The organism is Microbulbifer sp. ABM4_008 (assembly GCF_056311705.1).
In genome coordinates this window covers 2,844,577-2,871,350 of the sequence record NZ_CM149970.1, presented here as the reverse complement: position 1 = coordinate 2,871,350, position 26,774 = coordinate 2,844,577, and the positions used below count along the sequence as shown (strand labels likewise).

The following is a 26,774-nucleotide window of genomic DNA, read 5'->3' as shown; positions in this document are numbered from 1 at the left end:
GGAGCAGTCAATGTTTAAAAAAGTACTTACCATTCTTATCAGTAGTTTTTTTATTGGAAATGTTGTTGCCTGGTTTTCAGGTGCTGCTCCCATCGAGTTTGGCAAGATTGCCTATTCAGAAGGCGAGATGGAGCAGGTGGAGTTTCTCCAGCAGGAGATTGGTGAAAATAGTACAGACCCCGACTTGATGTTGGAGCTTGGGCAGTTATTTAGTCACCATAACGAGCTTGAAAAGGCTGCACACTTGCTGGAAGCCGCGTATCAACAGCGTCCAGAGGACATGTTGATACGTGCAGCGTATTACTCCAATGAGGGCAAGCGCGCAGGTGCAATGTTTGATCCTGCGATGGGTCTTTACAAGCTCTACCGTCTACGCCATGCGATGGATGAGGTGGATCAAGCGGGTCTCAGTGCCGATTCAGACTTTAATGTACGCTTGATACGGCTGATTACTTTTTCTTATGTAGGAGAAGTAAGCGGCCACTTTGAGCGGGTGTTCGAAGATGAAGCCTGGTTTAAGAATCTGATGGATTCAGATCCCGATCTATTGCCGGCTGCTATGCAGCAGGTGGTGTATTTGTCTTTGGCTAATGCCTACTGGGTGAAAGCTGGAGAGGGCACTGAGGATTTGGCAGTGGCCATGGATTACTACCAAAAAGCAATAGCAATGGCTCCTTGTCCTGCCACGATGCAAACCTCTTGTGAGCAACTGGGGCAAATGGCAGTGGCCCTGGGTAAAAGTTAATGTTGGTTGAGCTTAAGCGTGTTTCAAAGCGCTATCGATTGGGCGATCTCTGGGTCGATGCCTTACGGGATATAGATCTTGCTATCGATCGAGGTGAGTTTCTGGCTGTGAAAGGGCCCAGCGGTAGTGGTAAGAGCACATTATTGAACCTTCTATCCGCATTGGATCAGTGTGATTCCGGATCAGTTCATATTGATGGCGTTAATCTTGGGAGTTTGGGAGAGCATCAGCGCTCCCTGTTCCGAGGTCGTCATATTGGGATTGTTTTCCAGTCTTTTAACCTGATTCCCGTGCTTACAGCACTTGAGAATGTGATGTACCCGCTGACACTGCGGGGGGCTAACAATGCTAGGCAACTAGCGTTAGACGCTCTGGAAGCAGTGGGGCTTGCCAAGTTGGTTAATCAGCGTCCTACCCAGCTTTCGGGAGGGCAGATGCAGCGAGTGGCGATTGCCAGGGCAATTGTCAGTAAGCCAGATCTGGTGCTTGCGGACGAACCTACAGCTAATCTGGATTCGCGCACGTCGGAGAGCATTATGAGCCTTATGAAGCAGCTCAACCGGGAGCAGGGTGTCACTTTTATTGTAGCCACCCATGATGATTATGTAACCAGCTTGGCATCTCGTGTTATCACGGTGCGAGATGGTCATTTGGTAGAGGATACAGCTTCGCCTCAAGGAATTGTTCAGGAGGCTATTGCATGACAGCAATCATAAAAATGTTGCTGGCTAGGGGCCCGCTAACTAGAGCGGCTTTGGCTATTTCAGTTGCATTCTTAATTTCTGCACCAGCTTTGGCGGAAGACTTCGTCTTTCCAACTCCGATTCCATTCACCAATAGCGAAAGGGAAGCGCTGTTTGCTGCTGTCAATGGAGAAACGACCAGTGAGCAGAGAAAGCAGGCCTACTTGGCTCAGCTTGCGCGCCTTACGTCGATGGAAGATGCAGAGTTGCAGGATGTTGAGGAGTTAGAGGCTCTGATGCAGTCACTGGTGGAGAGTCTCCCGGATGACCCCGAACTCAATGCTGCATTGGGATCGACAACTTCCTTTAAATCCAGCTTCTACCTTGATCGATTGGCAAAACTATCGCTGTTCTCCAGACGAGGCAATCGCATGATGGATCGGGCTGTTAAACAATCTCCATTCAATCTGGGCGCCCGCCTTCAGCGGGGAATCAGCTGTGCCAATATGCCGGCCTTTCTAAAAAGAGCGCGCTACGCTGTTGAAGACCTGGAGCTGGTTAGGGAACAGGTGGGCAATCGGTTCGGTAAAGAATTTCTTGGTTTTGTAGAGTTCTACCTTGCCCAGGCTTACGAGCGCAATAAACAGCCCGATGATGCCCGGGTTCTTTGGGGAAAGGTGGCCGAGTCGGATACCGACTGGTCCGCTAAAGCCAAGCATGCGCTTCGGAGTATTTAGTCATGGGCTTGGGTTGGAAAGTTGCACTGCTGAATATTATGCGTAACGGGCGCCGCAGCCTGATTACCTTGGCTGCGATCGTTTTCGGTTGTACCAGCCTGATTATTTTTGGCGGTTTTGTACAGTCGATGTATGAGGGGATGCGGGAGAGTATGATCCGCTCGCAGCTTGGTCATATACAAATCTATGCCAAAGGCTACAACCAGTTTGGCAAAGCGGAACCGGAAAAATACCTGATTGCTGATGGGGAACTCAAAAAGATTTCCGAGCTGGTAGAAAACGAAACCGATACACTGGTGGTAGCGCCTCGCCTTAATTTCAATGGCCTGCTTAGTGATGGCAAGCAATCGATAGCCATCACTGGAATTGGTATTGATGCGGAGAAAGAAGTGATGCTTTCCTCTGCAATTCAGATTGTTCAAGGGGACGATCTATTTCCAGAGGATATTTCTGCTGCTCACCTTGGAGAAGGCTTGTTCAATGCCCTGGATGTTCAGATTGGGGACTACTTGACCCTGTTGGCAAGCACCCAGGATGGGGCAATCAATGCTGTCGATGTACAGGTGATGGGGGTAATCACAACCGGTGTTAAGGAACTGGATGATCGCTTGCTCAGGGTGAATTTGCCTCTGGCCCAGGAACTGCTCTATACGTCAGATATTACACGGCTAGTGGTTTTATTGGAGGAGACCGAACTTACATCTACCTCAATTGCAACTCTGGCCAGTGTCTTTGAGCAGAACAATTTGAACCTAGAAATAAAAAGCTGGGAAGAACTGGCGGGTTATTATCATCAGGTTGTTGGCCTGTTTAACGGAGTTTTTGGTTTTATTACCGTCATTGTGTTGGTAATCGTCGCGTTGAGTATTTCCAATACCATGTTGATGGCAGTAATGGAGCGCACCCGTGAGCTGGGTACTATTCGGGCCATGGGCGGCACTCCTCGCCAGGTTGTAAACCTGATTTTACTGGAGTCGGTATTTCTCGGTTTAATCGGAAGTTTGCTGGGGCTACTGATTGGTGCACTGGCAGCCAAGGGAATTACCTATGCGGAATGGATGATGCCCCGGCCACCGGGCAGTACCCAGGACTATCCTATCCGTGTGTTTGTCGTGCCGGATATCTTATTGAAAACATTCCTGTTGGGTTTTTGTATTTCACTTGTTTCCAGCCTTTATCCAGCGATAAAAGCATCCCGGCTGCCAGTAGTAAAAGCACTTAGGTTTACTTGATTTGGGTCTTCTATGTATAAGTTGAATTCTTTTTATGGGTGGGTGTTGGCGATAGCCTGCCTGCTGTTTAGCTACTCAAGTTATGCATCGGTTTCGGCTGAGTCACTGGTTAATAAGCTGGATGACTTTCGCGGGTTCAGGGATCAGGGCTTTAGCTTTGATATCACCAATATCAGCTATAAAAAGGACAAGGAGCCCCGCACCAATAAGCTCAGTGTCAAAGTGTTTAATGATCAATCATTGATCCAGTTTTTGGCACCCGCCCGGGAAAAGGGCAGGGCAATGCTAAAAGAGAGCGCCAATATGTGGCTCTATATTCCCGGTACGCGCAGGGTTATCCGGATTGCGCCCTCACAGCGGTTAATTGGCGAGACCAGTAACGGTGATGTAGTGGGGGCAAATTTCTCCCGGGATTACACCGCAGAGCTGCAAGGGCAGGAAACTGTTGATGGGCAAGATTACTGGGTGCTGTATTTATCGGCAAAATCCTCTGGTGTTGCCTATGACAAAGTAAAAATATGGATGGCACAGGCTGAGGGTAACCTGCCTTTAAAGGGGGAATTTTATACCCGCTCCGGGCGCCTCCTTAAAACAGCGCACTATAAAGAGTTCAAGCAGTTTGAAGGCGAGCTGAAACTGCATAAATTACTCTTGGTGGATACACTCATTGACGAGAGTTATACCTGGATGAAGTTCGATGACTATCGTCTTGAGAGCCTGGACCCGGCAATTTTCCAAAAAGGCTCCCTTGGCAGGCTGAATTGAGGTGAGTCGGTAATGGTTATCAGAATCAGGACAATTCTCCCATTTATACTCCTCTCTCTCGCTTTTGCTGAAAAAGTTGCCAGTGCCGAAGACTATCAAGATCCTTTCGAGACCAACTCGGAACTTTTCGATGAAGTGAGCACTGAGGAAAGGGTTTCTCGAGTTGTTTGGGATATTGATGCTTCGCTACTGGGGTATCACCAACAGAATGAAGTTCGGGATGATCCCTATTTCGATCCGGGTCTGTTTGTCTTTGATGAACAAGAGTCTTTGCTTGCTCTGGATCTCAGTGGCCAGTTTTCCCTGGGAGCACACTTCTCAGTTTACTCGCGGTTTGCGGCGATAGAGCACTATCGGTCTAATGAGGCTGGAACATCTGAAAAAGAGACAGAATCCCATCTGCTAGAGGGGTATTTCTCTTCTTACACTGACAACCGAAGGTTTGGTATTAACGTCGGTCGGATAAAACCTCAGTGGAGCAACGGTTACAATTGGTCTCCAGCAAATCTTTTAAAAGCCACTTTTGATCGCCCCAATCTGGATGCCGATGAACTTACCCAGCAACTGGGCTGGGATATGGCCCATTTCGATTTCCGCTATGGTCGCTGGAACACCGGCATTTATATGGCTCAGGTTGAGGATGAGCTGGATGGTCACTTTGACACTAGCGTAAATGACCATGAGTTTCAGTACGCACTCGTGGTGAATCGTGAAGGTGACTTGGATACCCGCTTGGTATTGCATCAGATAGAAGGGGAGGCAACCAATGTCGCTCTCGGGTTGAGTACCTTGGCTGGAGACAGTGCCACACTCAGGTTGGAGGGTGCTTGGGAACATCAGCGGGAGTTACCGCAGCCGGGCGAACTCTCCTATTTCCCGGCAGAAGACGATGGTTATTTGAAGCTGGTACTTGGTACTCAGCTCAGCTTCAACCAGGGATGGGATGTTACGGCGGAGTATCTGTATAACCAGCATGGATTCGATGATGATGAGTGGGATTTGGTTCAAACGCAGGTAGATAGTGCAAAGAACGGATTGAACAGCGCGCAGGTTTATGAGGCGATTGCTTTTCTTTCCGATAATTTTAACCTTTTATCTACCGGACAACTACGGCAGGAGTATTTGTTTTTGATGTGGGGTAACACCCGGCTGGATAAGAAGTTTCAATATCGTCAGAGTGTGCAATATAACCTGGATGACAAGAGCCAGTACCACAACCTGGAATTGATTCAGAACTGGACTGAGCATTTTAGTACTCGACTGCAAGCCCAGTTTTTCAGGGGCTGTGAGTCCTGTGAATTTGGTCTGCTGCCTACTGAAAGGCTTCTTAGGTTAAGTCTCTATTATGATTTTTAGCGTTTGCTGGCTAAAAGTGCTTCATATTTTTGTGCGATTTCCCGCTTGCCGGATTCCCTGCTAATAGAAATTAATGCCCGCAAAATATCCAGGTCCTGCGAAAACTGGTGATAGCCGTCTTCTAGAATATCCAGGGCGAGTTCGCTGTTGCCTTCCGAGTGAACGGCTATGGCATATACGTAGAGGTAGCGACTCTGGGTTTGCTCATGCTCAGCCGCCGCCTTTAGAAAACCCATTGCCTCCTGGTGGCGGTTCTGGCGAACCAGGGAAAGGCCTAAGGCATGTTGGATTACGGCGATATCCTCACTCTTCGATAGTGCCCCTCTGAGTAATAATTCCGCATCGGTTTCACGTCCACTTGCCCGGTAAAGATCGGCCAAGTTGATATAGGCGGGTGTGTAGTAGGAGGCCTTGGTTATTGCCCGGCGATAGAAGGCTTCCGCTTGTTGCGTGTTTCCTCTCTGGAAATGGAGGTTGCCCAGGTTTACCAGGGATTCCGGTCGGTCGCTGTTGAATAACTCTGAGGTGGTATAGATTTTAAGGGCCTTGGAGTATTGTTGCTGTACTTGCGCGGGCATGGTCCCGATCTGAGCATCGGTAACGCCATTGGCAGCCAGCGACCTTGTTACGGCCATTTTACTGAAAAGCAGCGGTACACCGATCATCAGTCGCAATTGCTCCGGTAGTTCATCCAGAGACTGTGCAAGGGCCAGGTTTAATAAGGGTTCTTCGCCCTGGGCAATTTGTTGGAGTAACTGAGCGGAATTTATCGTCAGGTAGCGCGGTAACAAACGGATTGCGCTGGCCCGGACAATCTCCGGTTGACTGCTGTCCTGAATAAGGTCCATTAACATCTTATCGGCCTCGCTATCCCCGCGCATAGCTGCGTGCAATGTCTGCCCGTAGTGAGGGGGAGGTGAGCCGTATTTGTCTTCCAATATCTTCGCTGCCCACTGGCTCGATTTATCTTGATGGCAGCTGTTGCAAGTATTGGGGGTGTCCAGCGCCTCGGAAAGGTCAGGTCGGGGAACGCGGAAACTGTGATCCCGGCGCCCATCCACCTGCATAAAATTTTTCGTCGGCATATGGCAGTTTGTGCAGCGGGCACCGGGGCTTTGAGTTGGGTGCAGATGGTGATCAGTACGGGCGAATCGCTCCGGCATATGGCACTGGGCACAAACTGCATCACCAGCTGCTCTCAGTTGTAGACTGTGGGGGTTATGACAGTGGCTACAGGTAACACCTGCAGCGTACATTTTGCTTTGCAGAAAAGATCCGTACACGAATACCTCGCCATCGGCCTGGCCATCTGCGTGGTAGAGAGGCTCTTGCAGAAGTGTGAGGTTGAAATGATCCAGTAATTCGCTGTTAGCCTGCGCTCCCGGTAAATGGGTACTCCGCCGAGAATGGCACTGGGCGCAAGTTGTTATTTCACGCTGGATGGCTGCCGATGGCGCAAGCTTGGCTATCCCCGTTTGCAGATCCATTCCTCGGAGCTGTTGGGTTGGGTCAATAAGATGGGGATCAAGCCCTTTATTCGGCAATGCCTCATTCTGTGTTTTTGCCCACTGAAGGTGTCTCGATCCCGGGCCATGACAGGATTCGCAACCGACACTGATCTCTGACCAGGATGTCTGGTAGCTATCGGTTTGTAGGTTATAGGCTTTTTGCAGATTGGTGGAATGGCAGTCGGAACACATAAAGTTCCAATTCTGGTTTATGCCGGTCCAGTGCAGGGGATGTTGATGATCTATCGCTTGATCGGGATAGAGATGGAACCAGCGCTGACCACCGGCAGATTTGTCCCGGCTATCCCAAGCGATACTCAGTGCCTGAAGACGTCCGCCTCCCAAGTCAATTAAGTATTGCTGTAAAGGGTGGACACCAAATGTATAGGCAAGGGGATAGTCCTGGAGGGCTCCATTGGGCCCATCAGTGCGTACGTAATAGCGCCCTTCCTTTTGATAGAAGTGAGATTTCTGCCCCTGATATTCAAATGCCACCCCGGAGAAATCACCTAGAACGCTGTCGCTATTGGCGGCCTGCATTGCTAGCTGGTGGTGGGAACCTTGCCAGGCACCGGCCTCTTCTTTGTGGCATAGGGCGCATTGCGCGGAGCCCACGAAAGTGGCTTCTGAGCTGATTGCTTCATCCTGGCGCTTGAGAGGTTGGGTATCAACCGGCTCTTCGTCACTACAGGCCACCAGTACGAGACAGATAAGGCTGATTTGGAGGAGGCTAGTGCCAGCTATATTTATCACGGTTTTTTTATTGTGATGAGTTCTTATCTTAGGGAGTTATTCAGAGGCTCCCTAGGCCAAAAGATTAGTTCATGTGCCGTAAATGTCATTTTGTGAGAGGGCCAGAATGCTGGATTGGAAATTTAGGGTTGCCCTGAGCCGAGGGTGTCTGTTGCTGGTTTTGGCAATCAGCTTACCGGCACTCAGTTCTCCCTTGCCATCCTGGCAAGATGGCGTTAAAGCCCAAATTATGGCCTTTGTTGACAAGGTTACCCGTAAGGACAGCGCCGACTTTATACCTGTCGGTGAACGTATAGCGGTATTTGATAATGATGGCACCCTCTGGTCTGAGAAGCCCGTGTACTTCCAGCTTCTCTATGCCGCTGATGAAGTTAAAAGGCTAGCGCCCCAACACCCAGAGTGGAAAACCCAAGAGCCCTTCGCTTCGATTCTAAAGGGCAATTTATCAAACCTGTTGGGGCAAGGCAGGGAAGGTTTGGAAGTAATGCTTACTGCGACTCATGCGGGATTGAGTACGGATGCCTTCCAGCGCTCTGTTGCCCAATGGCTCAAGAGTGCTAAGAACCCGGAAACTGGCAAACACTACAGTGCGATGGTGTTCCAGCCCATGCTGGAGTTGCTGGAATACTTAAGAGCAAATGGTTTTAAAACCTACATTGTGTCGGGGGGCGGCACAGATTTTATCCGAGTGTTTTCCCAGGAGTTATATGGAATCCCCCCAGAGCAGGTTATCGGCAGTCGCCTAAAGTCCCGCTATGAAAATGGGGGTGGGCATCCCTATATCGTGAAATTAGATGAACTGGCCTTCCTCACCGATAAACAGGGGAAGCCTATCGCAATCAATGACGTGATTGGCCGGAGGCCAGTTTTTGCCGCAGGCAATTCCGATGGTGATTTACAAATGCTGGAATGGACCACCGCCGCTAAGGGGCCGCGTTTTGCCATGCTGATTCATCATACCGATGCCAAAAGAGAATGGGCATACGATAAGAACTCCTCAGTGGGACGCCTGGACAAAGCGCTACAAGCCGCTAAGGCAAATGGCTGGTTGGTGGTAGATATGGCTAAGGACTGGCGGACGGTGTTTCCGCCAGAAGCGAAGGATCAATCAAGCCAGGGGCCGGTGATTCCTCAAGTTCCCGCCTACCGGGACTAGTCTTAAAGCGGTGTATTGAGCCTGCCAATATCGAGGTGTGTAATGCTCCTGATCTCCCAATCCCGTCTCCGACAGTTCCTTTTGGTTGTACTGGCTGCTGTATTCCTTTCCCCTGGTAGCCTCTTCGCGCAGACCAAACCCAATATTTTGGTGATCTGGGGAGATGATATTGGCATCTGGAATATCAGCTTCAACAGTCGTGGCATGATGGGCTACACCACGCCCAACATTGATCGGCTAGCGGTAGAAGGGCTCTCTTTTACCGATTACTACGGCCAGCAGTCGTGTACAGCAGGCCGCGCGGCTTTTTTAGCGGGTAATGTCCCAGTGCGGACCGGCATGACTAAAGTGGGGCTTCCAGGTGCCAAAGAGGGTTGGCAGAAGAGTGATGCCACTATCGCCACAGTAATGAAAAGCCTGGGTTATGCCACTGGCCAGTTTGGTAAAAACCACCAAGGGGATAGGGACGAACACCTGCCCATCAACCATGGTTTTGATGAATTTTTTGGCAATCTCTATCACTTGAATGCCGAGGAAGAGCCTGAGAACCGGGACTATCCCAAAGACCCAGAATTCCGTAAGAAGTTTGGCCCCAGAGGAGTGATTAAAGCCAAGGCCGGCGGACCAATCGAAGATACCGGCCCCCTCACCAAGAAACGGATGGAAACTATCGATGATGAAACCCTAGCGGCAGCTATCGACTTTATCGAACGTGCACACGCGGCTAAGACCCCATTCTTTGTCTGGTGGAATGCCACCCGGATGCACTTTCGCACCCATGTGAGAAAGGAGCACACAAACCTTGCGGGCCCCAACAGCAATGAGTATATGGATGGCATGGTTGAGCATGACATCCTGGTAGGAAAGCTGCTAAGTGTGCTTGACCGCCTGGATATCACCGACAATACCATCGTGTTTTATTCCACAGACAACGGCCCCCACTTCAATACCTGGCCAGATGCTGCAACTACGCCATTTCGCAGTGAGAAAAATTCCAATTGGGAAGGAGCTTATAGGGTGCCAGCTTTCGTGCGCTGGCCGGGCAAATTTCCAGCGGGCACTACGCTGACAGGTATTGTCTCCCATGAAGACTGGCTGCCGACTCTCGCTGCGGCCGGGGGGAATCCGAATATCAAGGAACAGCTCAAGGAAGGGGTCGAGCTGAATGGGCGCGAGTACAGAAATTATGTTGATGGCTACAACATGATGGATTACTTCACCGGTAAAGCAAAACTTTCTCCAAGAAAAGAATTTATCTACGTAAATGATGACGGCCAAATTGTAGCTATGCGCTACGAACCCTGGAAAGCTATTTTCCTGGAAAATCGCGGGCGGGGTTTTGAAGTCTGGCGAGAGCCCTTTACTGAATTACGAGTGCCACTGCTGTTCAATTTGAGGCAAGATCCTTTCGAAAAAGCCCAACACAACTCGAACACCTATAACGACTGGTTTATAGACAGAGCTTTTGTCTTGGTTCCCATGCAGCAACTCGCATCAAAATTTTTGCAAACGATGAAAGAGTATCCACCCAGCCAGGTACCCGGATCTTTTAATTTGGATAAGGTACAGAAGCAGCTGGAAGCTGGGGCGAGTGGTAGTAATTAAAAAATATAGATATCAAAACAAGTATTAATAAAGGTAGGGCCCATGGATAAAATTCATATAGCACTGTCGACTAATCAGATAGAAGAGTCAGTTGCCGACTATAGTAGAAGGTTAAATACTGCTCCCTGCGTGCATGTGCCCAATGAATATGCTTTATGGCGAACTGCCACTGTTAACCTATCGATTCGCCATGATCCAAATTGTGAAAGCGGAACGCTTAGGCATCTAGGATGGGAATCAGATGGTGCCGATAAATTTACCGCAGAAACTGACATTAATGGCATTACCTGGGAACACTTTAATGCAGAGCTTCAGGCAGATGAAATCAACAAGGCTTGGCCTAAAGCCAGCTACCACCCAAAGGCATAGCTGCCGGGGGCCGAAATTAGTCAAGAGGGCTGGTAACACCGCGCTCATGTACGCCTATAACATGGGTGTAAATCATGGTTGTACTGATATCGTTGTGGCCGAGTAGCTCCTGAATATTGCGTATATCAGTACCAGCCCGCAGAAGGTTGGTGGCAAACGAATGGCGAAATGTATGGCAGCTCGCCTTCTTACGAATATTGAGGGCCGAAACGGCCTTGGCAACGGCCCGCCTAACTTGCTGCTCACCAATATGATGCCGTCGCATCATATCGCTGCGAGGGTCTTGCGATAGAAATCGAGCGGGGAATACATACTGCCAAGCAGCACTCGTCGCTGCTTGTGGGTACTTTTTCGCCAGAGCGAAAGGCAAATAGACATACCCATAGCCCTCAGCCAAATCCTGCTCGTGTAGAGAAAGCGCATGTGCTATCTGCACCTTGAGGGGCCTAACCAGAGACCGAGGCAGTAGTGTTCTTCGCCACTTCTCACCCTTGGACTCCCGTACTATCAAGCATTGATCACTAAAATCAATGTCCTGTACCCTAAGCCGCACAGCTTCCATAACTCTAAGGCCCGAACCATACATTAATGAAGCAGCAAGCTTATTTGGACCGCTAAGGTGCTCTAATACGGAGGTTGCTTCTTCATGGCTAAAAGTAACAGGCAATCGCTTAGGCCGATGGCTTTTTTCGAACTGTAGTTGCCCTAATTCAATATCCAGAAACTGCTTATAGAGAAAGATAATTGCATTCAAAGCAGTTTTTTGAGTATTGGCTGACACATTACGATTAGCAGCAAGGTGACTTAACCACTTATCTATTTCAGCTTTTCCGAGCTCCTGCGGATGTTTCATCCCATGAAAGCGTATAAAGTCCTTCACCCAAAAGCAGTATGTCTTTTCTGTTTTGTATGCCAAATAGCGAGACCGTATAAAAGCCCTAAAACGGTCCATAAAGCGGGATGGTCGCTGGGGTAGCGGAATAGGGATGTCGTCCATTTTTACAGTCCGGATACTGTATGGATTAACAGTTTAATGAACATTTGACTGGGAGTCATCAGGATTTTCGATCAGTTTGACCGTTATTTTTGGCCTAGGTCCGGAATGTTTGAAAACCTATTTTATTTCAATGGGTTAGGGAGCTCGTATAAAATGGGGATAGTAGTCAAAGTGATCGTTTTTCCATTTGGTACAATGGTTCTGAATCATGAATAATATATTGATTTTACTTGGGTTTTGTGTGTTTTTTCGTTAGATTGATTCCAGGATAGTAATCAGGATAATAGTGATCAGAATGATTACTATATAAATGTTGTACAAACCCGCTGCGCGGGAGTGGTGCCACTTTTAAATTATAAGAGGCATTTTAGAAAATGCATAACCGGGTATTGCAAAATATATTTTCTGCGTACAGTGGTTATTTATCTAAAACTGCGCAACCACTAAAAAATTTAAAGGCTATCTCCTCGATACAAGAATGCCGTACAAAATCGATGGGAAGCAGTTATTATCGTTGTAAGCACAACCATGTCACTGAGCAGCATCATTCTTGTAGGCATAGAAGTTGCCCCCTTTGCTCAGGCAGAAAACAGCTCCAGTGGGTTGATCAGCAGCGTCGTAAATTATTTGATACAGAACATTTTCATGTGGTCTTTACTATACCTCATGAGTATCTGCCGATATGGCAATACAACGAGGAGAAGCTTACAGATATACTCTTTTTGTCGAGTAAAGAAACGCTATTTGAATTGATGGCAAGTAAGGACTATCACGGCGTAACCCCCGGGATGCTTATGGCTCTGCATACTTGGGGAAGACAGTTAACTTTACATCCACATATACACTGCCTGATCACCGCTGGCGGTTTGACTTTAAGAGAAAACTGGAAAGAAACAGGTGAGTATTTATTACCTGTGCGAGTGGTTAAGAGTCTTTATAGGGGAAAGTTTCAAGCGCTGTTACTAGAGCAGTATCGTGCTGGGCTAATCAAGCTGCCTCCCAGTTGGCCCATTGGCCAGTTTGATATTCTCTTTAAAGCTTGCTATCGCAAAGAATGGTCAGTTCGTATTCAGGATCGATATGAGCATGGACAAGGAGTGCTTCTGTATTTTTCACGATATATCAAAGGTGGCCCGCTGAAGCCAAAGCAGATATTAAACGTGGATCATAAGGAGCTGGAATTTCGTTATTTTGATCACCGTGACCAGCGACGCAAGCGACTAAGATTAAAGCCTCAGGAGTTCTTAAGACGTGTCTTGCAGCACATACCTCCAATAGGAAAACACATGGTACGGAGTTATGGGTTATATGCTGGGTGCAATAAGAAAAAGCACGATCTATGTAGTAATCAAGTGGGTTTAATGAAAGATCAACGACTCCCAGCTGGATTGCAAATCCAAGATCTGGTGGTAGAGTGTGGGCAGTGCCATGAATCTACAAAGTTGACTGGCAGAGTGTGGTCTAAGGCGAAAAAAGGAATTTCCTTTATAAAGAGGGCGGCTCGGCAAGATAGTGCCGGCGGGAATGTACAACATGGCGATGAACCAGACACTGCAGGAATGGGCCTCTTTAGTTCGGCCTAAATTCAATGCCAAGTCATTTTTTTACCGCCTGCAGTGCAGGTTATCTAAGCGTTAGCCGTAAGAAGTAGCTCATGGATAAATACGAGATTAAAGAATTAATAGGCGATTACTTAGAAGGAATTGTATCCCTGGATAGTCTAGACGGGTTGATTCAAACGGTATTACTTGGTCCCGTTGAAACTAGTCAAGGACTACAACGCTATTACATTGATATAGATACTTTACTGCTTGATAATATCGATACTTCAGAGGCAATTTGGAGTCTTGGGGAAGATGAAACCTATAACGGCAAAGAATCAGAAGTTGTCTTTTTCGAAGAGTTAAACCATCTTCGGGGAGTAAGGAAAAGAATATTGTCTCAAGAGGATGGTATTGCTAAATGGCAGCGTATCGAGTTAAAAGTATTAAATAGAATCGATGAATTACATGGCTAACAAGTCACTCCAGCTGACGTTTTTTCCGTCGCTCCTTTTTGTGCTTATAGCACAAACGGACTCCTTCAAAAACGCAGCTGAGTGAAGCGTTAAGCACCAAGAATTTAAGGATCAATAATGAAGCCTAATGAAAGATGGGAAAGAATTCGATCTAAAGGGTCGTTTCATTTTGCTTTAACTAGAGGTGTGCTTGGGGGCGGTTGTTTTCTATTTGTTATAGGATTTCTGTTGAGGCAGATAATCAATAATCAACCCATTCTCACTATGGATACATTATGGTCATTAATAGGTAGTTTGGCTTTTGGGTATCTTTTGGCTGGTGTAATCTGGTCTATTAATGAGTCAAGGTACAATGGGCCCAGAGCTTAACAAGCGGCTGCATTTCGTTCCGGCCTGCGGCCTCCACCGGACTCGCTTCGCTCGCCGATGAGCCGGGCGTTATGAATTCATGAGAAATACTAAATCAATACTACTACTAGTTCTCTTGGGGCTGACCGCTTGTAGTAATAAGCCGTCCGGTGGGTTTATGCGAGGAGATGTGCCTATGGTTGTCGGTATGTTTGAAAATTACTATGGCAAGCATGTTCAAGTTGTCGGTTATATGTACAAACCGCCTAGAGGCAATGTTTTAGTATTAATTCCATCAAAAGATCATATTAATTTACAGACACAGCCTCCAGCTAACGTATTGAGTTTACTGTTATTCTCCGACACAGCAATTAGAAATGGCAGCGTTCACTCCGAGATGGAAGGCTGTATCGGTAAGACTACCTATGTGTCTGGGCTAGTCGGCATTTTTTCTGGGTTACCTGCAATTGAAGAGATTCGTGAAGTGACGTGCTAAATTCATAACAAACGCAAGCAGGATGCTCCGGCCCTTCGGGCCTCCGCGGGACGCCCAACGCTATGCACATTTTGTGCGGATCGCTTCGCTCCCAGTTTCGCACAAAATATGCATATCATTGGTCGCCCCTGTTGCGGGCGTTCAGGCTGTAGAAAAACTCTTAAAAGGTAGCTTTTTTGTTAAAATGGAGGTCTTGATGTCGAGATTATCCATATGCCCAATTTCAAACGTTACGATTACAACCAAGATGCAATGGTAATCATCAATTTCGAAGAACAACTACAACCTGAAACCTTTGAGTTTACACTTCATCATTTGATTGATGACCATATCGACCTCTCTGTCTTCCATAAAAAATATCAAAATGATAGCGGCGGGCGAACCGCTTATGATCCAGCCATCCTCCTGAAAATCATATTGTTTGCTTACTCAAAAGGTATTACCTCAAGCCGTGAAATTCAATGGCAATGTGAGAACAATATCCTCTTCAAAGCACTGTCATGCGATACCGTTCCACATTTTACTAGTATTGCGAGTTTCGTAAGCAGTTATCCTGATGCGATTGAGTCGGTGTTTGAGCAAGTGTTACTGGTCTGCGATCAGCAGGGGCTGCTTGGCAACGAACTTTTTGCAATAGATGGATGCAAGATGCCATCCAATGCCAGCAAAGAACATTCGGGAACTTTTAAAGAACTAGAACAGAAGCAGGAAAAAATTCGCAAGAAGATCAAATATTGCCTCAAAGAGCACAAGAGGCTTGATGGCAGGAAGCCTAAAGAAAAAGAGCGAAAACAAGCGGTAGCTAAAGCGGCTGATACTCTTCAGAAACACTTTGATAAAATTGATCAGTTCTTAAAGAATCACTCCCCCAGGATGGGACAAGGTAAAAACCCTAAAGAAGTAAAAAGTAATATCACAGACAATGAGTCAGCCAAGATGACTACCAGCAAGGGAACCATCCAGGGCTATAACGGCGTTGCCGCAGTTGATAGGAAGCATCAGATAGTTGTTGAAGCACAGGCCTTTGGTGAGGGGCAAGAACATCATACATTGAAGCCTATTCTCGATGGCATCAGTTGCCATTATCAGCATATAGGAATAGATGAAGACATCTTGGCCAAACAGGTCATCATTACTGCTGATACTGGGTTCTCCAACGACGCTAACTACAGCTACCTGCGAGAGAGCGGCATCAATGCCTACATACCTGACAATAAATTCCGTTCACGTGATAAAGCTTTTGCTAAGCAAAAAGCCAAGTATGGCAAGCGTAAACAAAAAGGTAGGGCTAATGTCCAGCAGACTTTCCCTGCTAGTGAATTTACATTCAATAAGAAAAAGAAAACCTGTATCTGTCCGGCAGGAAAATCTATGCTTTTATTAAAGGAAGAGCATGTTAGTGAAGGTAAGAAAAAGCTATTGTTCGAAGGGCGCCTCACTGACTGCAGGGGATGCAGCCTTAAAAATCAGTGTATGCGAAACCCGGATTCTGCCAACTCTCGAAAAGGACACGGAAGGCAAGTATCCCTAACTTGGACAAACGGACGGACAGCCACTGACTGGATGAAAAAGCGGGTTGATAGTATCGAAGGCAAGACCATTTATGGACATCGAATGTCTGTTGTCGAGCCAGTGTTCGGGAACATTGGTACCAACAAGCGATTGAATCGCTTCTCGCTACGAGGAAAAATTAAGGTTCAGGGACAATGGCAGATGTTCTGCTTGGTACATAATATAGAAAAGTTGATGAGATATGGCAGTATCCACTGATTGAGTATAAGTTAAGGGCATCAAGGCCCCTAAATTTAATACAATGAAAGAAATTTAGTGGTATCGCTAAATGTAGACCGAAATTTTTGTTTGGAGGAACCTGAAGAATGACAGCTTTTTCTAAAACTGTTTTTCTACAGCCTCGTTAGTGCGACAAGCGAAGCTTGTTGCATCTTGCTGGGTGAAAGTCCCAGCCTGGTATGAGTTAGCCACTCACCAGTATCGAGTCTTGCGCGTTGTGCGGAGCTTTAAATTAGGGGTATTTGAGAGGCAGGATGCACGAGCGAACAATCAACGTGAAGCGTAGACAGAGAAATATGTAGGCCATAGGGAGTGCGCGCTCCTGAAGTGCTGGTATCGCTTCGAAATGCAAATTCTAGGTGACGAGGCTTGTAACGTGGTCGAAGTCCAAACAAAGCAATCAACTCAGGAGTGAATTTGTTTTCGCTACCTGAATGGCAAGATTGTGGAGACCTAGTGGAGTTCTTAAGTCGTGGCATGCGTACAGAGATGTAATGAGAACTTGTGAGACCCAAGGTAACTCCCAAAGGAATGGGTAGGGCGGTGTAGCTGAATAAGCGAGCCGAACGATGGTGTCTTGGGAGTCGGACCAGCTCATAGTAGTCGGAGGGCGGGAAAGCCGTCTACAGGGCGAAGGGGCTGGCAGTTATATTGAGCTTGTAGTCGATACATACACCGGACATGTAGGACTGGATATTGTATGAAAACAAAAGTGCAAGCATTACATTCAGTTGAATCTAAGTTTATGCACTTCAGTCATTGGGTGAAAAGGCGAAGATGGGTAGAGTGAATAGCTTTGATAGGATTTAGCTGCGCGGTAAATAATATAACGGAGGAGCCGGATACGGTAATTCCGCACGTCCGGATCTGCGTGGGGGCTGTCGGGTAACCGGCTGTCCTACCACTACGGCATTTATAAGGAAGTTAGGCATTGAAACTATTTTCAGCATTTTTTGTATTTTTAGTTTGTACCGGTTGTTCAACCCTTAGTAAGACTAAAAACTTTGAAATTGAGCCTTCTCCAAAGTACCAGAGAACCTATGTTTACGATTGGTGTGAAGAAGACCAAGCTGTATTAGGTATTTTGGGCGAGCACTGTTCTGGGATTTACAAGCCGCCTCTTTACTCGGTGCCTATCGATGATGGTTTTCTTGTTATCTACCCATTACTTTTGAGTCATAAAGAGCTTTCAGTGGGCCCTATGTGCTTGCCTATTATCCCTTTGAGTGGTAATAAAGTTTCCGCGAGTGAGGAGCAAAATATATATTTTCGGTTTAGAACCTACTCTAAGATAGGGAACTTTAATATTGCTCCAGTAAGAGTTTCGATTTTAAATGCTAATAGAGGCTCTTGCGACGTAATCGAACGTTCAGAGGATGCAATTGGAAAAGTTTATAACTGTGTGGTTGGTCTTAAAATTAATAAACTTCAAAAACTAATTATTAACCTGGAGCTAGATGACAATTCTACTTTAGATATTTCCTATATTTTGTCAGAGTTTACTAGTTACCGCCCTGTTGTTGCACCAAATGGACCTGCTAGGGATATTAAGCCGTTCATTACAATAGCTGATCCCGATGTCTAACAAGGTAATCATGTAAGGTGCCCATAATATCGGCGGTACTGGAGAAGCCTTAGGGCTTGCAGGTATTGGCAATCAAAAGTCAATTTTAGGGTAAGGGCATCAATTGACTTCAAATTTCGGAGGGTCAATTTGGAGAATGATGTCTGAAAAGCTCAAGATTGATAAAAATAGAAAGTCGGCATCACAGATCATAGTTGTCGGACAAAATTTACGCAGAACACGGCGCTATCACCAGTTAGTAACTTATTTCTACTGATTTCACCTTCATTTTACCTTTCCTTTTTTAAAGTGCTACTCAACCAGTTATTTAAAGAAACTAACTATGTCGAGTAGCATTCACTTAAAGCAAATTGACCATTATTTTACCTTGGATAAACAACAGGTCAGCCTGTTTGAGGGTTTAAATATTGAACTGCACAGTGGCCGTTCTTACGCCATTGTGGGGCCCTCCGGAGTAGGAAAATCAAGCTTATTGCTGTTAATGGCGGGCCTTGAACGTCCGGTTTCTGGCGAAGTGCAATTTCAGAAAAACGGTGAGCCACAATTATTAAAGAACCTGCGTCAAAACTCAGGTTTTATTTTTCAGCAGTTTCACTTGTTACCCGAACTTGATGCCTTAAACAACGTCGCTCTGCCTTTAAAACTAAAAGGTGACAAACACGCATTATCCACAGCTGAATTATGGCTCGATAAGGTAGGGTTATCTGAGCGAATGTATCATAAACCACAGCAACTGAGTGGTGGTGAGCAACAACGGGTGGCCATTGCCCGTGCTTTTGTAATGCAGCCGCAATTTATTTTTGCCGATGAGCCTACGGGCAACCTAGATGAGAATACCGCGCAGCATGTCGCGCAATTGATGTTTGATTTCTGTCAGCAAAACGGCGTAGGGCTGGTACTGGTCACTCACTCGATGGAATTAGCGCAGCAGGCCGATACCTTACTGCAATTGAGCCGAGGCAAATTAGTGGTCAAGGCGCGCAACAAAGCTGCGGTTATGGCGGGCCCATTATGCTGATTTTATTAGTGTGGCAGTTATTCCGCCAGCAATATCACCAAGCGGATGTGCGCTTAATTCGCTGGACCCAAGCAACTTTGATGTTTTTCATTTTAACGCTCAGCTTAACCAGCAGTTCTATTCAAACTTATTTAGCCAATAATTTGCAGCAAATGCTCGGTAGCGATTTGGTGATTTCTCAGAATCAAGCACTAACCGATGCACAACTAAGCGAGTTGCACCAGTATGCGCGGCAGTTGAGTGTGAGCCAGCTGGTGAATGTAACCTTGACCAATGATCACCATTGGCAAGCGGTTCAATTAAAAGCAGTGGATGATCTTTATCCAGTGCAAGGCACAGTGCAAGTGGCATTTGAGGCGGATGGACAAGGAGAACCCCTGAGCCATGGGCCTAAATCCGGTGAAATCTGGGTCGATAGCCGATTGTTTGCTTCGCTGCAGCTCACTCTTGGCCAATCCTTAGACATCGGACACGGACAATTGAAGCTCACAGGTTTGGTGCAACACGAACCCGACCGTCTGCTCGAAGGCCATTCCGTAGCGATGCGTGCATTGGTGCACCTGGATGATCTTTCACTGATACAAGCAGACAATGCCCGCTTTCGCTATTTACTTACGGGGGATGAAAGCGAACTGAACACCCTCAAACAGTGGGCCACTACTGAGCTAGTGACTGCACAGTTTTATGATAAATACAGTGGCCATCCGCTGGCGATGTTTTGGCAACGGGTTGAGAATTTTGTGGGTTTAGCATCGGTACTGTTGTTTTTGATGGCTGCCATTGCTATCGACCAAGCCGGTCGACGTCAGTTGTTATCCCAGCAGCGCTTTGCTGCGGTGTGTTTAGCCATGGGCAGCAATAAACCCCAAGTGTTTGCTTTATCATTTGGTCAATGGCTACTAACAGTCATTGCAGGTCTAATTCCGGCAACCGCCTTGGCATGGGGGGCGGAATACCTAATTTTGCAGCAAATGCAGATACAGTTTACGGACCTATCCGCCACCCGGGTATGGACGGATTTATTCAACAGTTACATGCTGTTATTAGCCCTATTGGCGATTTTCCAAATTCCCAATTGGCTAGTGATGGCCAAAGTAACCCCGGCGCAGTTGATTCGCCAAATGGCGAGTCCGAATCACCTATTGCCACGATATGGATTTGCGTTAATCGGTGTGGCTGTGGTGGCCTTTGTTTACTCTGATAACGGTCTGCTCACGGCCATGACTCTATCCGCTATGGCGGCCACCTTGATGTTGATGGTGGTATTGACTTGGTTGGTATTGAGGTTGGGCTATACGGTGACGAGCCGTACAACGGGCATCATGGCTCTTGGTTTTTATATGATGAAACAGCGTTTGCTCAGCAAATCCATTCAAATTCTGGGTGTTGGCATGTGTGCCACTTTGTTGCTGTTCACCTTAAGTTTGATGAAGGACATTGGTCAAACCATGGAAGGCTATACCCGCGAGCACGATGGTAATCTGATGATCACCCAGGCCAATGAACAACAGGTGCAAGACATACGCCAATGGAGTGCGCAAACTGGCAGTGAGATTCGCCAATTAAAGCCATTTTGGTACGGGCAGTTAAGCCATATCAATGGTCAGTCCTTGGTGGAATTAACCACCGGCCCCAGCGAAAGTTTGGCTAGCTTACAGAAGCCTATCCGCTTGCATTTCAGTATTAAGCAAGCAAACAACAACCAAACCGTGATTGGCCAACGCTGGCAAGATCGGGATGCTGACTGGCAACAAGTATCGGTGGAGCAAGAAGTTATGACTGATATGGGGTTGAAGCTCGGCGACCAATTGCGGTTTGAAGTTGCGGGGCAATCTTTGAACTTTGAAATCAAAGCTAGTCATAAATATGTACCAGGCAAAGGTTCCATTACCTTTTGGTTTAATGTGCCGCAAAGCACCATGAACCAGCTTCAAATATCGCCTCTTTATATGGGTAGCCTTGAGCTTGTTGACACTGCTTGGGTGCAGTTGGCAGAGCTTTGGCTGCGTCATCCAACTTTGCGGTTAATCTCGGTGCGCGAATTAACGCAACGCTTTGATGATACTTTGTCGATGGTCATTAAGTTGGTATCTGGATTTAGTTTGATGATTATTGTGCTGGCACTGTTGGTGATCAGTGCATCGGTCAAAGGCTATGAAGCTGATGAGTGTAAAAAGAATGCCTTACTGATCAGCTTTGGTCAATCACGCCTTGCGTGCTGTAAACTAAGCCTGTTTGAGTGGTTGTTGACTTCTTTAATTGCTAGCGTGGGGGCCATTCTAGGTACTTACCTTACGGCTCAATTGATCTATCAGTCTCAATTTGGCATCAATTACAAGCCTGATTGGTTATGGATCATTGCTACTTTACTCGTCAGTGCATTGGTGGTGTGCAGCGCTGGTATGATTGCCAATCGCAGCTGTTTAAAGTTTTCCGTTGGGACCTTGTTAAGGAGCACAGGGTGAATAACATTTCAATTTAGTTGGTGGAAGACCAACAGGATTTGGCCATTAATGTCACAGAATATCTTGAGCCAAAAGGTCCGTCGGTAGATTGTGCGAACTGTCTCAGGGGAAGACATGAACTTTGATCATCCTGATGGCAGCATGGTCTTCTGAACAATAGAGGCGAAGATATAGAGTTGCTTAACGATGGAGGTTGTATATTAATGGTGTGTGAATTGTAAAAATGTGTGTTGCGATACCTATAAAGAGTGTTCCATGCGTCTGGGGGCGCACTGTGTTCGGCACAGTGTGCATCGCCGTTTACGGTGATATAAGCGAGTAAAAAGTGTGAAGATAATTATCGCTATAGTTAAATCTGCACATGATTTTAGTATTTACTAAGAAAATTATTCATGAAAAAGAGCCTTGATCAGCTAATAGATAATAGAGAAGACTGGCGAACAATAGCATTTGCTTTTTACTCCCTGGTTCACAATGACCCAAGTGATTGGGATAAGCTTTCAGACGAATTGAAAAATAGTGAAATAGGCAATATTGTCAGAAATATATAGATATTAAAGATGCTCAGTACCTAATGGGGGCAGGTAAGATGCTTGCAGGTAAAAATTGGTACACAGCTCTTGGAAGAGCATTTTAAATGTTTGTTATTTTAAGTTGGTATAAAAGTTGTGGTGTGTCAAAAAGATGTTAAGTATTGCAAATTAGAGTGAAATTATTTTTCCTAGATTTAACGCTGCTCGCACTCGAAAGATAATATTTCTTGATAAAGCTGAATCCAATCCACTGTTGGTTGGCTTATTTCTGGAAATTGCAATAAGCGATTATTCCAGAGCCTTTCAGATGTGTATGCAGTTTATGGTTTCGTTTAACAGTACATTGTGCTGCCAGGGATGGCACTAAAGTATGAGGCTGTCGTTCATAAAGCTCTTCTCGCTAATTATTTTTACTCCCTTTGAGGGGGGTAGCTTGTTGTTCAGGTCTACTCAGTGCGCTTGTTCAAGAAATGTCAGGTAAGTGCCTGTAATTTCCTAGTGAATACAATTCTAGTAGAATAAAATCAAATAGCTGGTGCTGTTATATATGGCAATGATGGTAGCTCCACGCTATCCGTATTTGGGTTAAGTAGGCTTTAATTATTTAGGTGCTCATAAAATAAGACAGATAAATCCGATATCAGCAGAAAGTGTAATTCGGATGATTGAATGGAAATGTGTTGGATTTATAGTGTTAAGTACTGCCGCATTAGCACTTTTATCACTATTTGTGTTGGGCTAGCTCGTGTTTATGGAAAATATATGCTGGGATGACGCCCCATTTAATCCAAAAAATATTCGCTAAGGTGTAACTTTTTTGACTTTGCAGTTTGTTAAAAGAAAAAATGGATTGTTGGCTTTTTAAAGGAGCTTGCCAATAATTTGAATCTCAAAAAATTACTGTTTCTGTGAGCTGGTATCTTTACAAGTAATTACTTTGCAAGTAGTTTCATTAGCTTGCCTTAACTGTTGGTTTTTAATTTTAGGTTCTGATAATACAAGTGCCGCCGGCACTAAAAGAATGTCAGGAATTATGGTCATCTACAATTGAAATGGGGGCGAGCAGTCTGTTTTAAAGTGTTTTTAGGTGTTTATCATTAAAAAGTGATCGGTAGTTAGGATGCTACATTAGTCACATGGATATAGCAAAAAGGAAAATCCAATGTTAAAAGATGTAACTTATAAAAAAGCTTTAAAAAGTATTATAGGATTAGTATTTGTGTCAGCAAGTTGGCAAGCGCAGGCCATCAGTTGTCCTCAGTTAGAGGATGTTTCATTGCCTCCAAAATGTAGCTCTGAAGAGCTAGGGACTTGTAATGTTGCGGTACAAAATATAATCCCAGCTGCAGCCTGTGCAATCTTTGAAGTGTCTCCGGCTGCAAATGATGCGACGTTGGTACTCCGTTTTACAACGCTTATCACTAACTCCTGGTTTGATGCAACAGCACCTTATCATCCGACAGCAAAGGGCGTTTACTCAGATATTAGTCGAATGACAGAGCCGACAGATAATACTGAGTTAAATATTGCATTGACCTATGCTTCCCACAAAGTACTAAGTGGTTTATTTCCCCATTTGGTATCTGAATGGGATGACATGCTAATTGAGCTAGGGCTAGATCCTGAAAATATTTCAGAAGATACGACGACACCAATTGGTATAGGAAATTATGCTGGTAGAAAAGTTCTGGAAGGACGTGTCAATGATGGGATGAATCAGTTAGGTAATGAAGGTAACCAGCTTTATCATCGCTTGCCTTATGCCGACTATACTGACTTTAAACCTGCTAATTCTGCCTACAAGCTGCGTTTTCCATCAAAATGGCAGCCGGCAGTTTTAATGGAGCGACCAGGCGTATTTCGGGTTCAGCAGTTCGTAACTCCTCAAATTGCCTTGACTACGCCCTACAGCTACGAATCTCCTGATGAGTTCACTTCACCGATACCAATTAAATCCAAAATTTGGAACTACCCCAGTTACGTAGCGCAAGTAAATGATGTATTGGCTACATCAGCGAATTTAACTGATGAGCAGAAGATGAAAGCTGAGCTATTTGACATGAAGATATTCAGCTTAGGCTTCGCTGCCGTTTTTGCATCTGAATCTCAAGGTTTATCCCTGATGGATTTCATACACTATGACTTCCTGACTAATATGGCAGCTTTTGATACTGCAATTGCGATTTGGAAGGAAAAGCGTCGCCATAACTCAGTAAGACCTTTTTCTGCTGTTCGGTATATCTACAAGGATGAACCTGTAACGGCTTGGGGGGGCGCTGGAAAGGGAACTGTAAATGATTTGCCCGCCAGTCAGTGGACTAGCTATCTGCCTGTAGCTGATCATCCTGAGTATCCCTCCGCATCAGCTAGCTTTTGTGCTGCGCATGCCGAGACAAGCCGCTTGTTTTTACCTCAAGGCGATACTTTGGGATATTCTGTAACTGCTCTGTCTGGCAGCTCTCAGATTGAACCTGGTGTAACACCACAAACTGACTTGAATCTATATTTCCCTACCTGGACTTCATTTGAAGAGGACTGTGGTAATAGTCGTGTATGGGGAGGTGTACACTTTGAGCCTTCAGTACCTGCAGGGCAGGCGATAGGTCATCAAGTGGCACATCGTGCTTTTCAGTTTTACCTCTCAAAATTAGAAGGTAACTAAGAGAGATGACGTGGGGCAGAAGAATCACTAATTGATAAGCTCGGATCCAATTAGTATCTTCTGCCTCATTTATAAGTTAGATGTTTCTATTCTGGGACCTCTGTTCATCAATGTTTAAAATGTGAGCTAAGTTGTCATTAGATAATCTTTTATCTCGATACTTGGGAAATCTAGAGTGGCTTCCGATCACAAGAAATGTGAACCTAAGAACCCGATAATAAGTTCACTCAAGTGACTGAAGAGGCCATATAGATAATGCAGCCTATTGTACCATAAGTTAAGAAGTGAAATACTTGACAATGATTTTTGACAGAGGAGCCTGAATCTCAGTAGGGAACAATATCCCGTTGATGTATTTCTGCAGTTTTTAGATGTTTTACAGGGCTTAACTTTAATTAAAATATAATTCGGTCCTGTTTCTCTTATGCTAATTACTTTACTTATAATAATTGGATTGTTATTGCCTGCAGTATGGCAGGTATTGTTAGGATAATTGTGATGAAGCGAATCCCTGAACCCTTCCGTATAAAAATGGTTGAGCCGATCAAGATGACAACCTATAAAGATAGGGAGGTTGCACTCAATAAGGCTGGATTAAATCCGTTTTTATTGCGCAGTGATGATGTCTATATTGACCTATTGACAGATTCAGGTACTGGTGCAATGAGTGATAATCAATGGGCGGGTTTGATGCTTGGTGATGAGTCCTATGCCGGTAGCCGAAACTACTACAATTTGTGCAATGCGGTAGAGCATTTTTTCGGGTATAAATTGGTTGTTCCTACACATCAGGGGCGTGGAGCAGAACAAATTTTGTTTCCTGCTCTGATTGAGCGTATGCGTCAAGTGCGTGGAGGGACGGAGCCTGTATTTATTTCAAATTATCATTTTGATACTACTGCAGGGCATATAGAGTTAAATGGTGGAAAAGCAATTAATGTGGTGGATAAACGTGCTTTTGATACCACGACAGCATACGATTGGAAAGGTAACTTTGATTTACAACGCCTGGTCGCCACTATTGAGGAGCACGGAAGCCACAATGTCTGTGCGATTATAACTACTGTGACCTGTAACAGTTCTGGTGGTCAGCCTGTGTCCATGAAAAATATGCAGGCAGTTTATGAAATTGCTACTAAGTATGATATCCCAGTGGTAATTGATTCGGCTCGATATTGCGAGAATGCTTACTTTATAAAGCAAAGGGAAGAGGGGTATCAAGAAAAATCGATTTTAGAAATTATTCGCGAGATGTATCAATATGGGGACATGTTGACAATGTCCGCAAAAAAAGACCCTATGGTAAATATTGGCGGCCTTTGTTGTATTCGAAACAATGAGGAACTTTTTCAAGCCGTACAAACCCGCTGCGTCCCTATGGAGGGTTTTGTGACCTACGGAGGGATGGCTGGTCGCGATATGGAAGCGCTGGCCCGGGGGCTCTATGAGGCTGCCGATGAGAGCTATTTGAACTACCGAATTGGCCAAGTGGCCTATCTAGGAGAGCGATTGAGATCTGCTGGAGTACCCATTCAATATCCCACAGGTGGGCATGCGGTTTTTGTAGATGCATCGAAGATTCTTCCCCATATTCCATCAGAGCAGTTTCCGGCACAGGTGTTAACCAATGCGCTGTATCTAGAAGCGGGAATCAGGGCTGTGGAAATTGGCTCTTTACTTCTTGGGCGGGACCCGGATACCGGTGAACAAAAGAAAGCAGATCTAGAATTAATGCGGCTTACTATTCCACGTAGAGTCTATACAAATGATCATATGGATTATGTAGCAGATGCGATTATCGAACTTAGCTCGCGGGCCAATGAATTGCGGGGGTTAACTTTCGAGTATGAGCCACAAGTTCTACGACATTTTACTGCTAGATTTACAGAGATTTGAGCTATAAATAACTATTTTTTCTATTATAGTAAAACCATTCTTTAGTATATTTTACAA

The 26,774-nt window shown here is 45.7% G+C and carries 21 protein-coding genes; 19 read left to right on the top strand and 2 right to left on the bottom strand.

Annotation, left to right across the window (positions count from 1 at the left end):
* Positions 1 to 10 precede the first annotated feature (10 nt).
* Genes ACYX4J_RS12275 through ACYX4J_RS12250 form a run of 6 tightly spaced genes read left to right on the top strand, consistent with a single transcriptional unit; the run spans position 11 to position 5,518 of the window.
* Positions 11 to 745, top strand: coding sequence for a tetratricopeptide repeat protein (locus ACYX4J_RS12275; RefSeq protein WP_445359829.1), 735 nt, complete (start codon positions 11 to 13; stop codon positions 743 to 745).
* Positions 745 to 1,449 carry an ABC transporter ATP-binding protein gene (locus ACYX4J_RS12270; RefSeq protein ID WP_444896901.1) on the top strand — a complete coding sequence of 235 codons (705 nt, stop codon included), beginning with the start codon at positions 745 to 747 and terminating at the stop codon, positions 1,447 to 1,449. Before ACYX4J_RS12275 ends, ACYX4J_RS12270 begins: the two co-directional genes overlap by 1 nt.
* Positions 1,446 to 2,165, top strand: coding sequence for a hypothetical protein (locus ACYX4J_RS12265; protein ID WP_445359828.1), 720 nt, complete (start codon positions 1,446 to 1,448; stop codon positions 2,163 to 2,165). The genes ACYX4J_RS12270 and ACYX4J_RS12265 overlap by 4 nt, the downstream gene beginning before the upstream one ends.
* Before the next feature lie 2 nt (positions 2,166 to 2,167).
* On the top strand, positions 2,168 to 3,397 hold the full coding sequence (locus tag ACYX4J_RS12260) for an ABC transporter permease (RefSeq protein ID WP_108732871.1): 1,230 nt from the start codon (positions 2,168 to 2,170) through the stop codon (positions 3,395 to 3,397).
* Positions 3,398 to 3,409: 12 nt separating this feature from the next.
* Complete coding sequence (locus tag ACYX4J_RS12255) at positions 3,410 to 4,162, top strand: outer membrane lipoprotein-sorting protein (protein ID WP_445359827.1); 753 nt, start codon at positions 3,410 to 3,412, stop codon at positions 4,160 to 4,162.
* 12 nt (positions 4,163 to 4,174) lie between these two features.
* Positions 4,175 to 5,518 carry a hypothetical protein gene (locus ACYX4J_RS12250; RefSeq protein WP_445359826.1) on the top strand — a complete coding sequence of 448 codons (1,344 nt, stop codon included), beginning with the start codon at positions 4,175 to 4,177 and terminating at the stop codon, positions 5,516 to 5,518.
* Here the strand turns inward: ACYX4J_RS12250 and ACYX4J_RS12245 are convergent.
* On the bottom strand, positions 5,515 to 7,779 hold the full coding sequence (locus ACYX4J_RS12245; RefSeq protein ID WP_445359825.1) for a tetratricopeptide repeat protein: 2,265 nt from the start codon (positions 7,777 to 7,779) through the stop codon (positions 5,515 to 5,517). The two genes, ACYX4J_RS12250 and ACYX4J_RS12245, sit on opposite strands and share 4 nt — an antisense overlap.
* 106 nt (positions 7,780 to 7,885) lie before the next feature.
* Between ACYX4J_RS12245 and ACYX4J_RS12240 the strand changes: the two genes are divergently transcribed.
* From ACYX4J_RS12240 to ACYX4J_RS12230, 3 genes are read left to right on the top strand one after another with little or no spacing between them, the layout of a single operon-like run.
* A complete protein-coding gene (locus ACYX4J_RS12240; RefSeq protein WP_444927547.1) occupies positions 7,886 to 8,935 on the top strand; it encodes an HAD family hydrolase in 1,050 nt (349 codons plus the stop codon).
* A 42-nt stretch (positions 8,936 to 8,977) separates the two neighbouring features.
* Positions 8,978 to 10,540, top strand: a complete 1,563-nt coding sequence (locus tag ACYX4J_RS12235; RefSeq protein WP_445359824.1) for an arylsulfatase — start codon at positions 8,978 to 8,980, stop codon at positions 10,538 to 10,540.
* A gap of 42 nt (positions 10,541 to 10,582) precedes the next feature.
* Positions 10,583 to 10,909 (top strand): VOC family protein, encoded by a 327-nt coding sequence (locus tag ACYX4J_RS12230; protein WP_444912810.1) that lies wholly within the window; start codon positions 10,583 to 10,585, stop codon positions 10,907 to 10,909.
* Between the two features lie 16 nt (positions 10,910 to 10,925).
* Here ACYX4J_RS12230 and ACYX4J_RS12225 read toward each other — a convergent pair whose 3' ends face one another.
* Positions 10,926 to 11,906: an integron integrase gene (locus ACYX4J_RS12225; RefSeq protein ID WP_475712991.1), complete on the bottom strand. Its 981-nt coding sequence runs from the start codon at positions 11,904 to 11,906 to the stop codon at positions 10,926 to 10,928.
* Positions 11,907 to 12,280: 374 nt separating this feature from the next.
* Here ACYX4J_RS12225 and ACYX4J_RS12220 point away from each other — a divergent pair, with 374 nt between their 5' ends.
* The 10 genes from ACYX4J_RS12220 to ACYX4J_RS12175 all read left to right on the top strand — a co-directional run bounded on the left by ACYX4J_RS12220 (position 12,281) and on the right by ACYX4J_RS12175 (position 26,717).
* Positions 12,281 to 13,489, top strand: coding sequence for an IS91 family transposase (locus tag ACYX4J_RS12220; RefSeq protein WP_444913297.1), 1,209 nt, complete (start codon positions 12,281 to 12,283; stop codon positions 13,487 to 13,489).
* Positions 13,490 to 13,560: 71 nt separating this feature from the next.
* Entirely contained in the window at positions 13,561 to 13,923 is a 363-nt protein-coding gene (locus tag ACYX4J_RS12215; protein WP_476176707.1) for a hypothetical protein, read from the top strand.
* Between the two features lie 544 nt (positions 13,924 to 14,467).
* Positions 14,468 to 14,767, top strand: coding sequence for a hypothetical protein (locus tag ACYX4J_RS12210; RefSeq protein WP_476176706.1), 300 nt, complete (start codon positions 14,468 to 14,470; stop codon positions 14,765 to 14,767).
* A 213-nt stretch (positions 14,768 to 14,980) separates the two neighbouring features.
* The gene (locus ACYX4J_RS12205) at positions 14,981 to 16,537 is read left to right on the top strand and encodes an IS1182 family transposase (RefSeq protein WP_476176705.1); all 1,557 of its coding nucleotides are present in this window, start codon (positions 14,981 to 14,983) and stop codon (positions 16,535 to 16,537) included.
* Between the two features lie 952 nt (positions 16,538 to 17,489).
* Positions 17,490 to 18,143 (top strand): hypothetical protein, encoded by a 654-nt coding sequence (locus ACYX4J_RS12200; RefSeq protein ID WP_476176704.1) that lies wholly within the window; start codon positions 17,490 to 17,492, stop codon positions 18,141 to 18,143.
* Between the two features lie 367 nt (positions 18,144 to 18,510).
* Entirely contained in the window at positions 18,511 to 19,161 is a 651-nt protein-coding gene (locus ACYX4J_RS12195) for an ABC transporter ATP-binding protein (RefSeq protein ID WP_476176703.1), read from the top strand.
* Complete coding sequence (locus tag ACYX4J_RS12190) at positions 19,155 to 21,626, top strand: ABC transporter permease (protein ID WP_476176702.1); 2,472 nt, start codon at positions 19,155 to 19,157, stop codon at positions 21,624 to 21,626. Before ACYX4J_RS12195 ends, ACYX4J_RS12190 begins: the two co-directional genes overlap by 7 nt.
* 392 nt (positions 21,627 to 22,018) lie before the next feature.
* A complete protein-coding gene (locus ACYX4J_RS12185; RefSeq protein ID WP_444932948.1) occupies positions 22,019 to 22,177 on the top strand; it encodes a hypothetical protein in 159 nt (52 codons plus the stop codon).
* A 1,144-nt stretch (positions 22,178 to 23,321) separates the two neighbouring features.
* The gene (locus tag ACYX4J_RS12180; RefSeq protein ID WP_445359811.1) at positions 23,322 to 24,821 is read left to right on the top strand and encodes a vanadium-dependent haloperoxidase; all 1,500 of its coding nucleotides are present in this window, start codon (positions 23,322 to 23,324) and stop codon (positions 24,819 to 24,821) included.
* A 498-nt stretch (positions 24,822 to 25,319) separates the two neighbouring features.
* Positions 25,320 to 26,717 carry a tryptophanase gene (locus tag ACYX4J_RS12175; RefSeq protein ID WP_476176701.1) on the top strand — a complete coding sequence of 466 codons (1,398 nt, stop codon included), beginning with the start codon at positions 25,320 to 25,322 and terminating at the stop codon, positions 26,715 to 26,717.
* Positions 26,718 to 26,774: the final 57 nt, after the last annotated feature.

What these genes read in the sequence shown, in the direction of transcription:
- ACYX4J_RS12205 (WP_476176705.1), top strand. Translation starts at nt 14,981, where the DNA reads ATGCCCAATTTCAAACGTTACGATTACAACCAAGATGCAATGGTAATC.
- ACYX4J_RS12255 (WP_445359827.1), top strand. Translation starts at nt 3,410, where the DNA reads ATGTATAAGTTGAATTCTTTTTATGGGTGGGTGTTGGCGATAGCCTGC.
- ACYX4J_RS12270 (WP_444896901.1), top strand. Translation starts at nt 745, where the DNA reads ATGTTGGTTGAGCTTAAGCGTGTTTCAAAGCGCTATCGATTGGGCGAT.
- ACYX4J_RS12215 (WP_476176707.1), top strand. Translation starts at nt 13,561, where the DNA reads ATGGATAAATACGAGATTAAAGAATTAATAGGCGATTACTTAGAAGGA.
- ACYX4J_RS12225 (WP_475712991.1), bottom strand. Translation starts at nt 11,906, where the DNA reads ATGGACGACATCCCTATTCCGCTACCCCAGCGACCATCCCGCTTTATG.
- ACYX4J_RS12210 (WP_476176706.1), top strand. Translation starts at nt 14,468, where the DNA reads ATGGTTGTCGGTATGTTTGAAAATTACTATGGCAAGCATGTTCAAGTT.
- ACYX4J_RS12175 (WP_476176701.1), top strand. Translation starts at nt 25,320, where the DNA reads ATGAAGCGAATCCCTGAACCCTTCCGTATAAAAATGGTTGAGCCGATC.
- ACYX4J_RS12265 (WP_445359828.1), top strand. Translation starts at nt 1,446, where the DNA reads ATGACAGCAATCATAAAAATGTTGCTGGCTAGGGGCCCGCTAACTAGA.
- ACYX4J_RS12260 (WP_108732871.1), top strand. Translation starts at nt 2,168, where the DNA reads ATGGGCTTGGGTTGGAAAGTTGCACTGCTGAATATTATGCGTAACGGG.
- ACYX4J_RS12230 (WP_444912810.1), top strand. Translation starts at nt 10,583, where the DNA reads ATGGATAAAATTCATATAGCACTGTCGACTAATCAGATAGAAGAGTCA.
- ACYX4J_RS12275 (WP_445359829.1), top strand. Translation starts at nt 11, where the DNA reads ATGTTTAAAAAAGTACTTACCATTCTTATCAGTAGTTTTTTTATTGGA.
- ACYX4J_RS12190 (WP_476176702.1), top strand. Translation starts at nt 19,155, where the DNA reads ATGCTGATTTTATTAGTGTGGCAGTTATTCCGCCAGCAATATCACCAA.
- ACYX4J_RS12250 (WP_445359826.1), top strand. Translation starts at nt 4,175, where the DNA reads ATGGTTATCAGAATCAGGACAATTCTCCCATTTATACTCCTCTCTCTC.
- ACYX4J_RS12235 (WP_445359824.1), top strand. Translation starts at nt 8,978, where the DNA reads ATGCTCCTGATCTCCCAATCCCGTCTCCGACAGTTCCTTTTGGTTGTA.
- ACYX4J_RS12220 (WP_444913297.1), top strand. Translation starts at nt 12,281, where the DNA reads ATGCATAACCGGGTATTGCAAAATATATTTTCTGCGTACAGTGGTTAT.
- ACYX4J_RS12240 (WP_444927547.1), top strand. Translation starts at nt 7,886, where the DNA reads ATGCTGGATTGGAAATTTAGGGTTGCCCTGAGCCGAGGGTGTCTGTTG.
- ACYX4J_RS12180 (WP_445359811.1), top strand. Translation starts at nt 23,322, where the DNA reads ATGTTAAAAGATGTAACTTATAAAAAAGCTTTAAAAAGTATTATAGGA.
- ACYX4J_RS12185 (WP_444932948.1), top strand. Translation starts at nt 22,019, where the DNA reads ATGAAAAAGAGCCTTGATCAGCTAATAGATAATAGAGAAGACTGGCGA.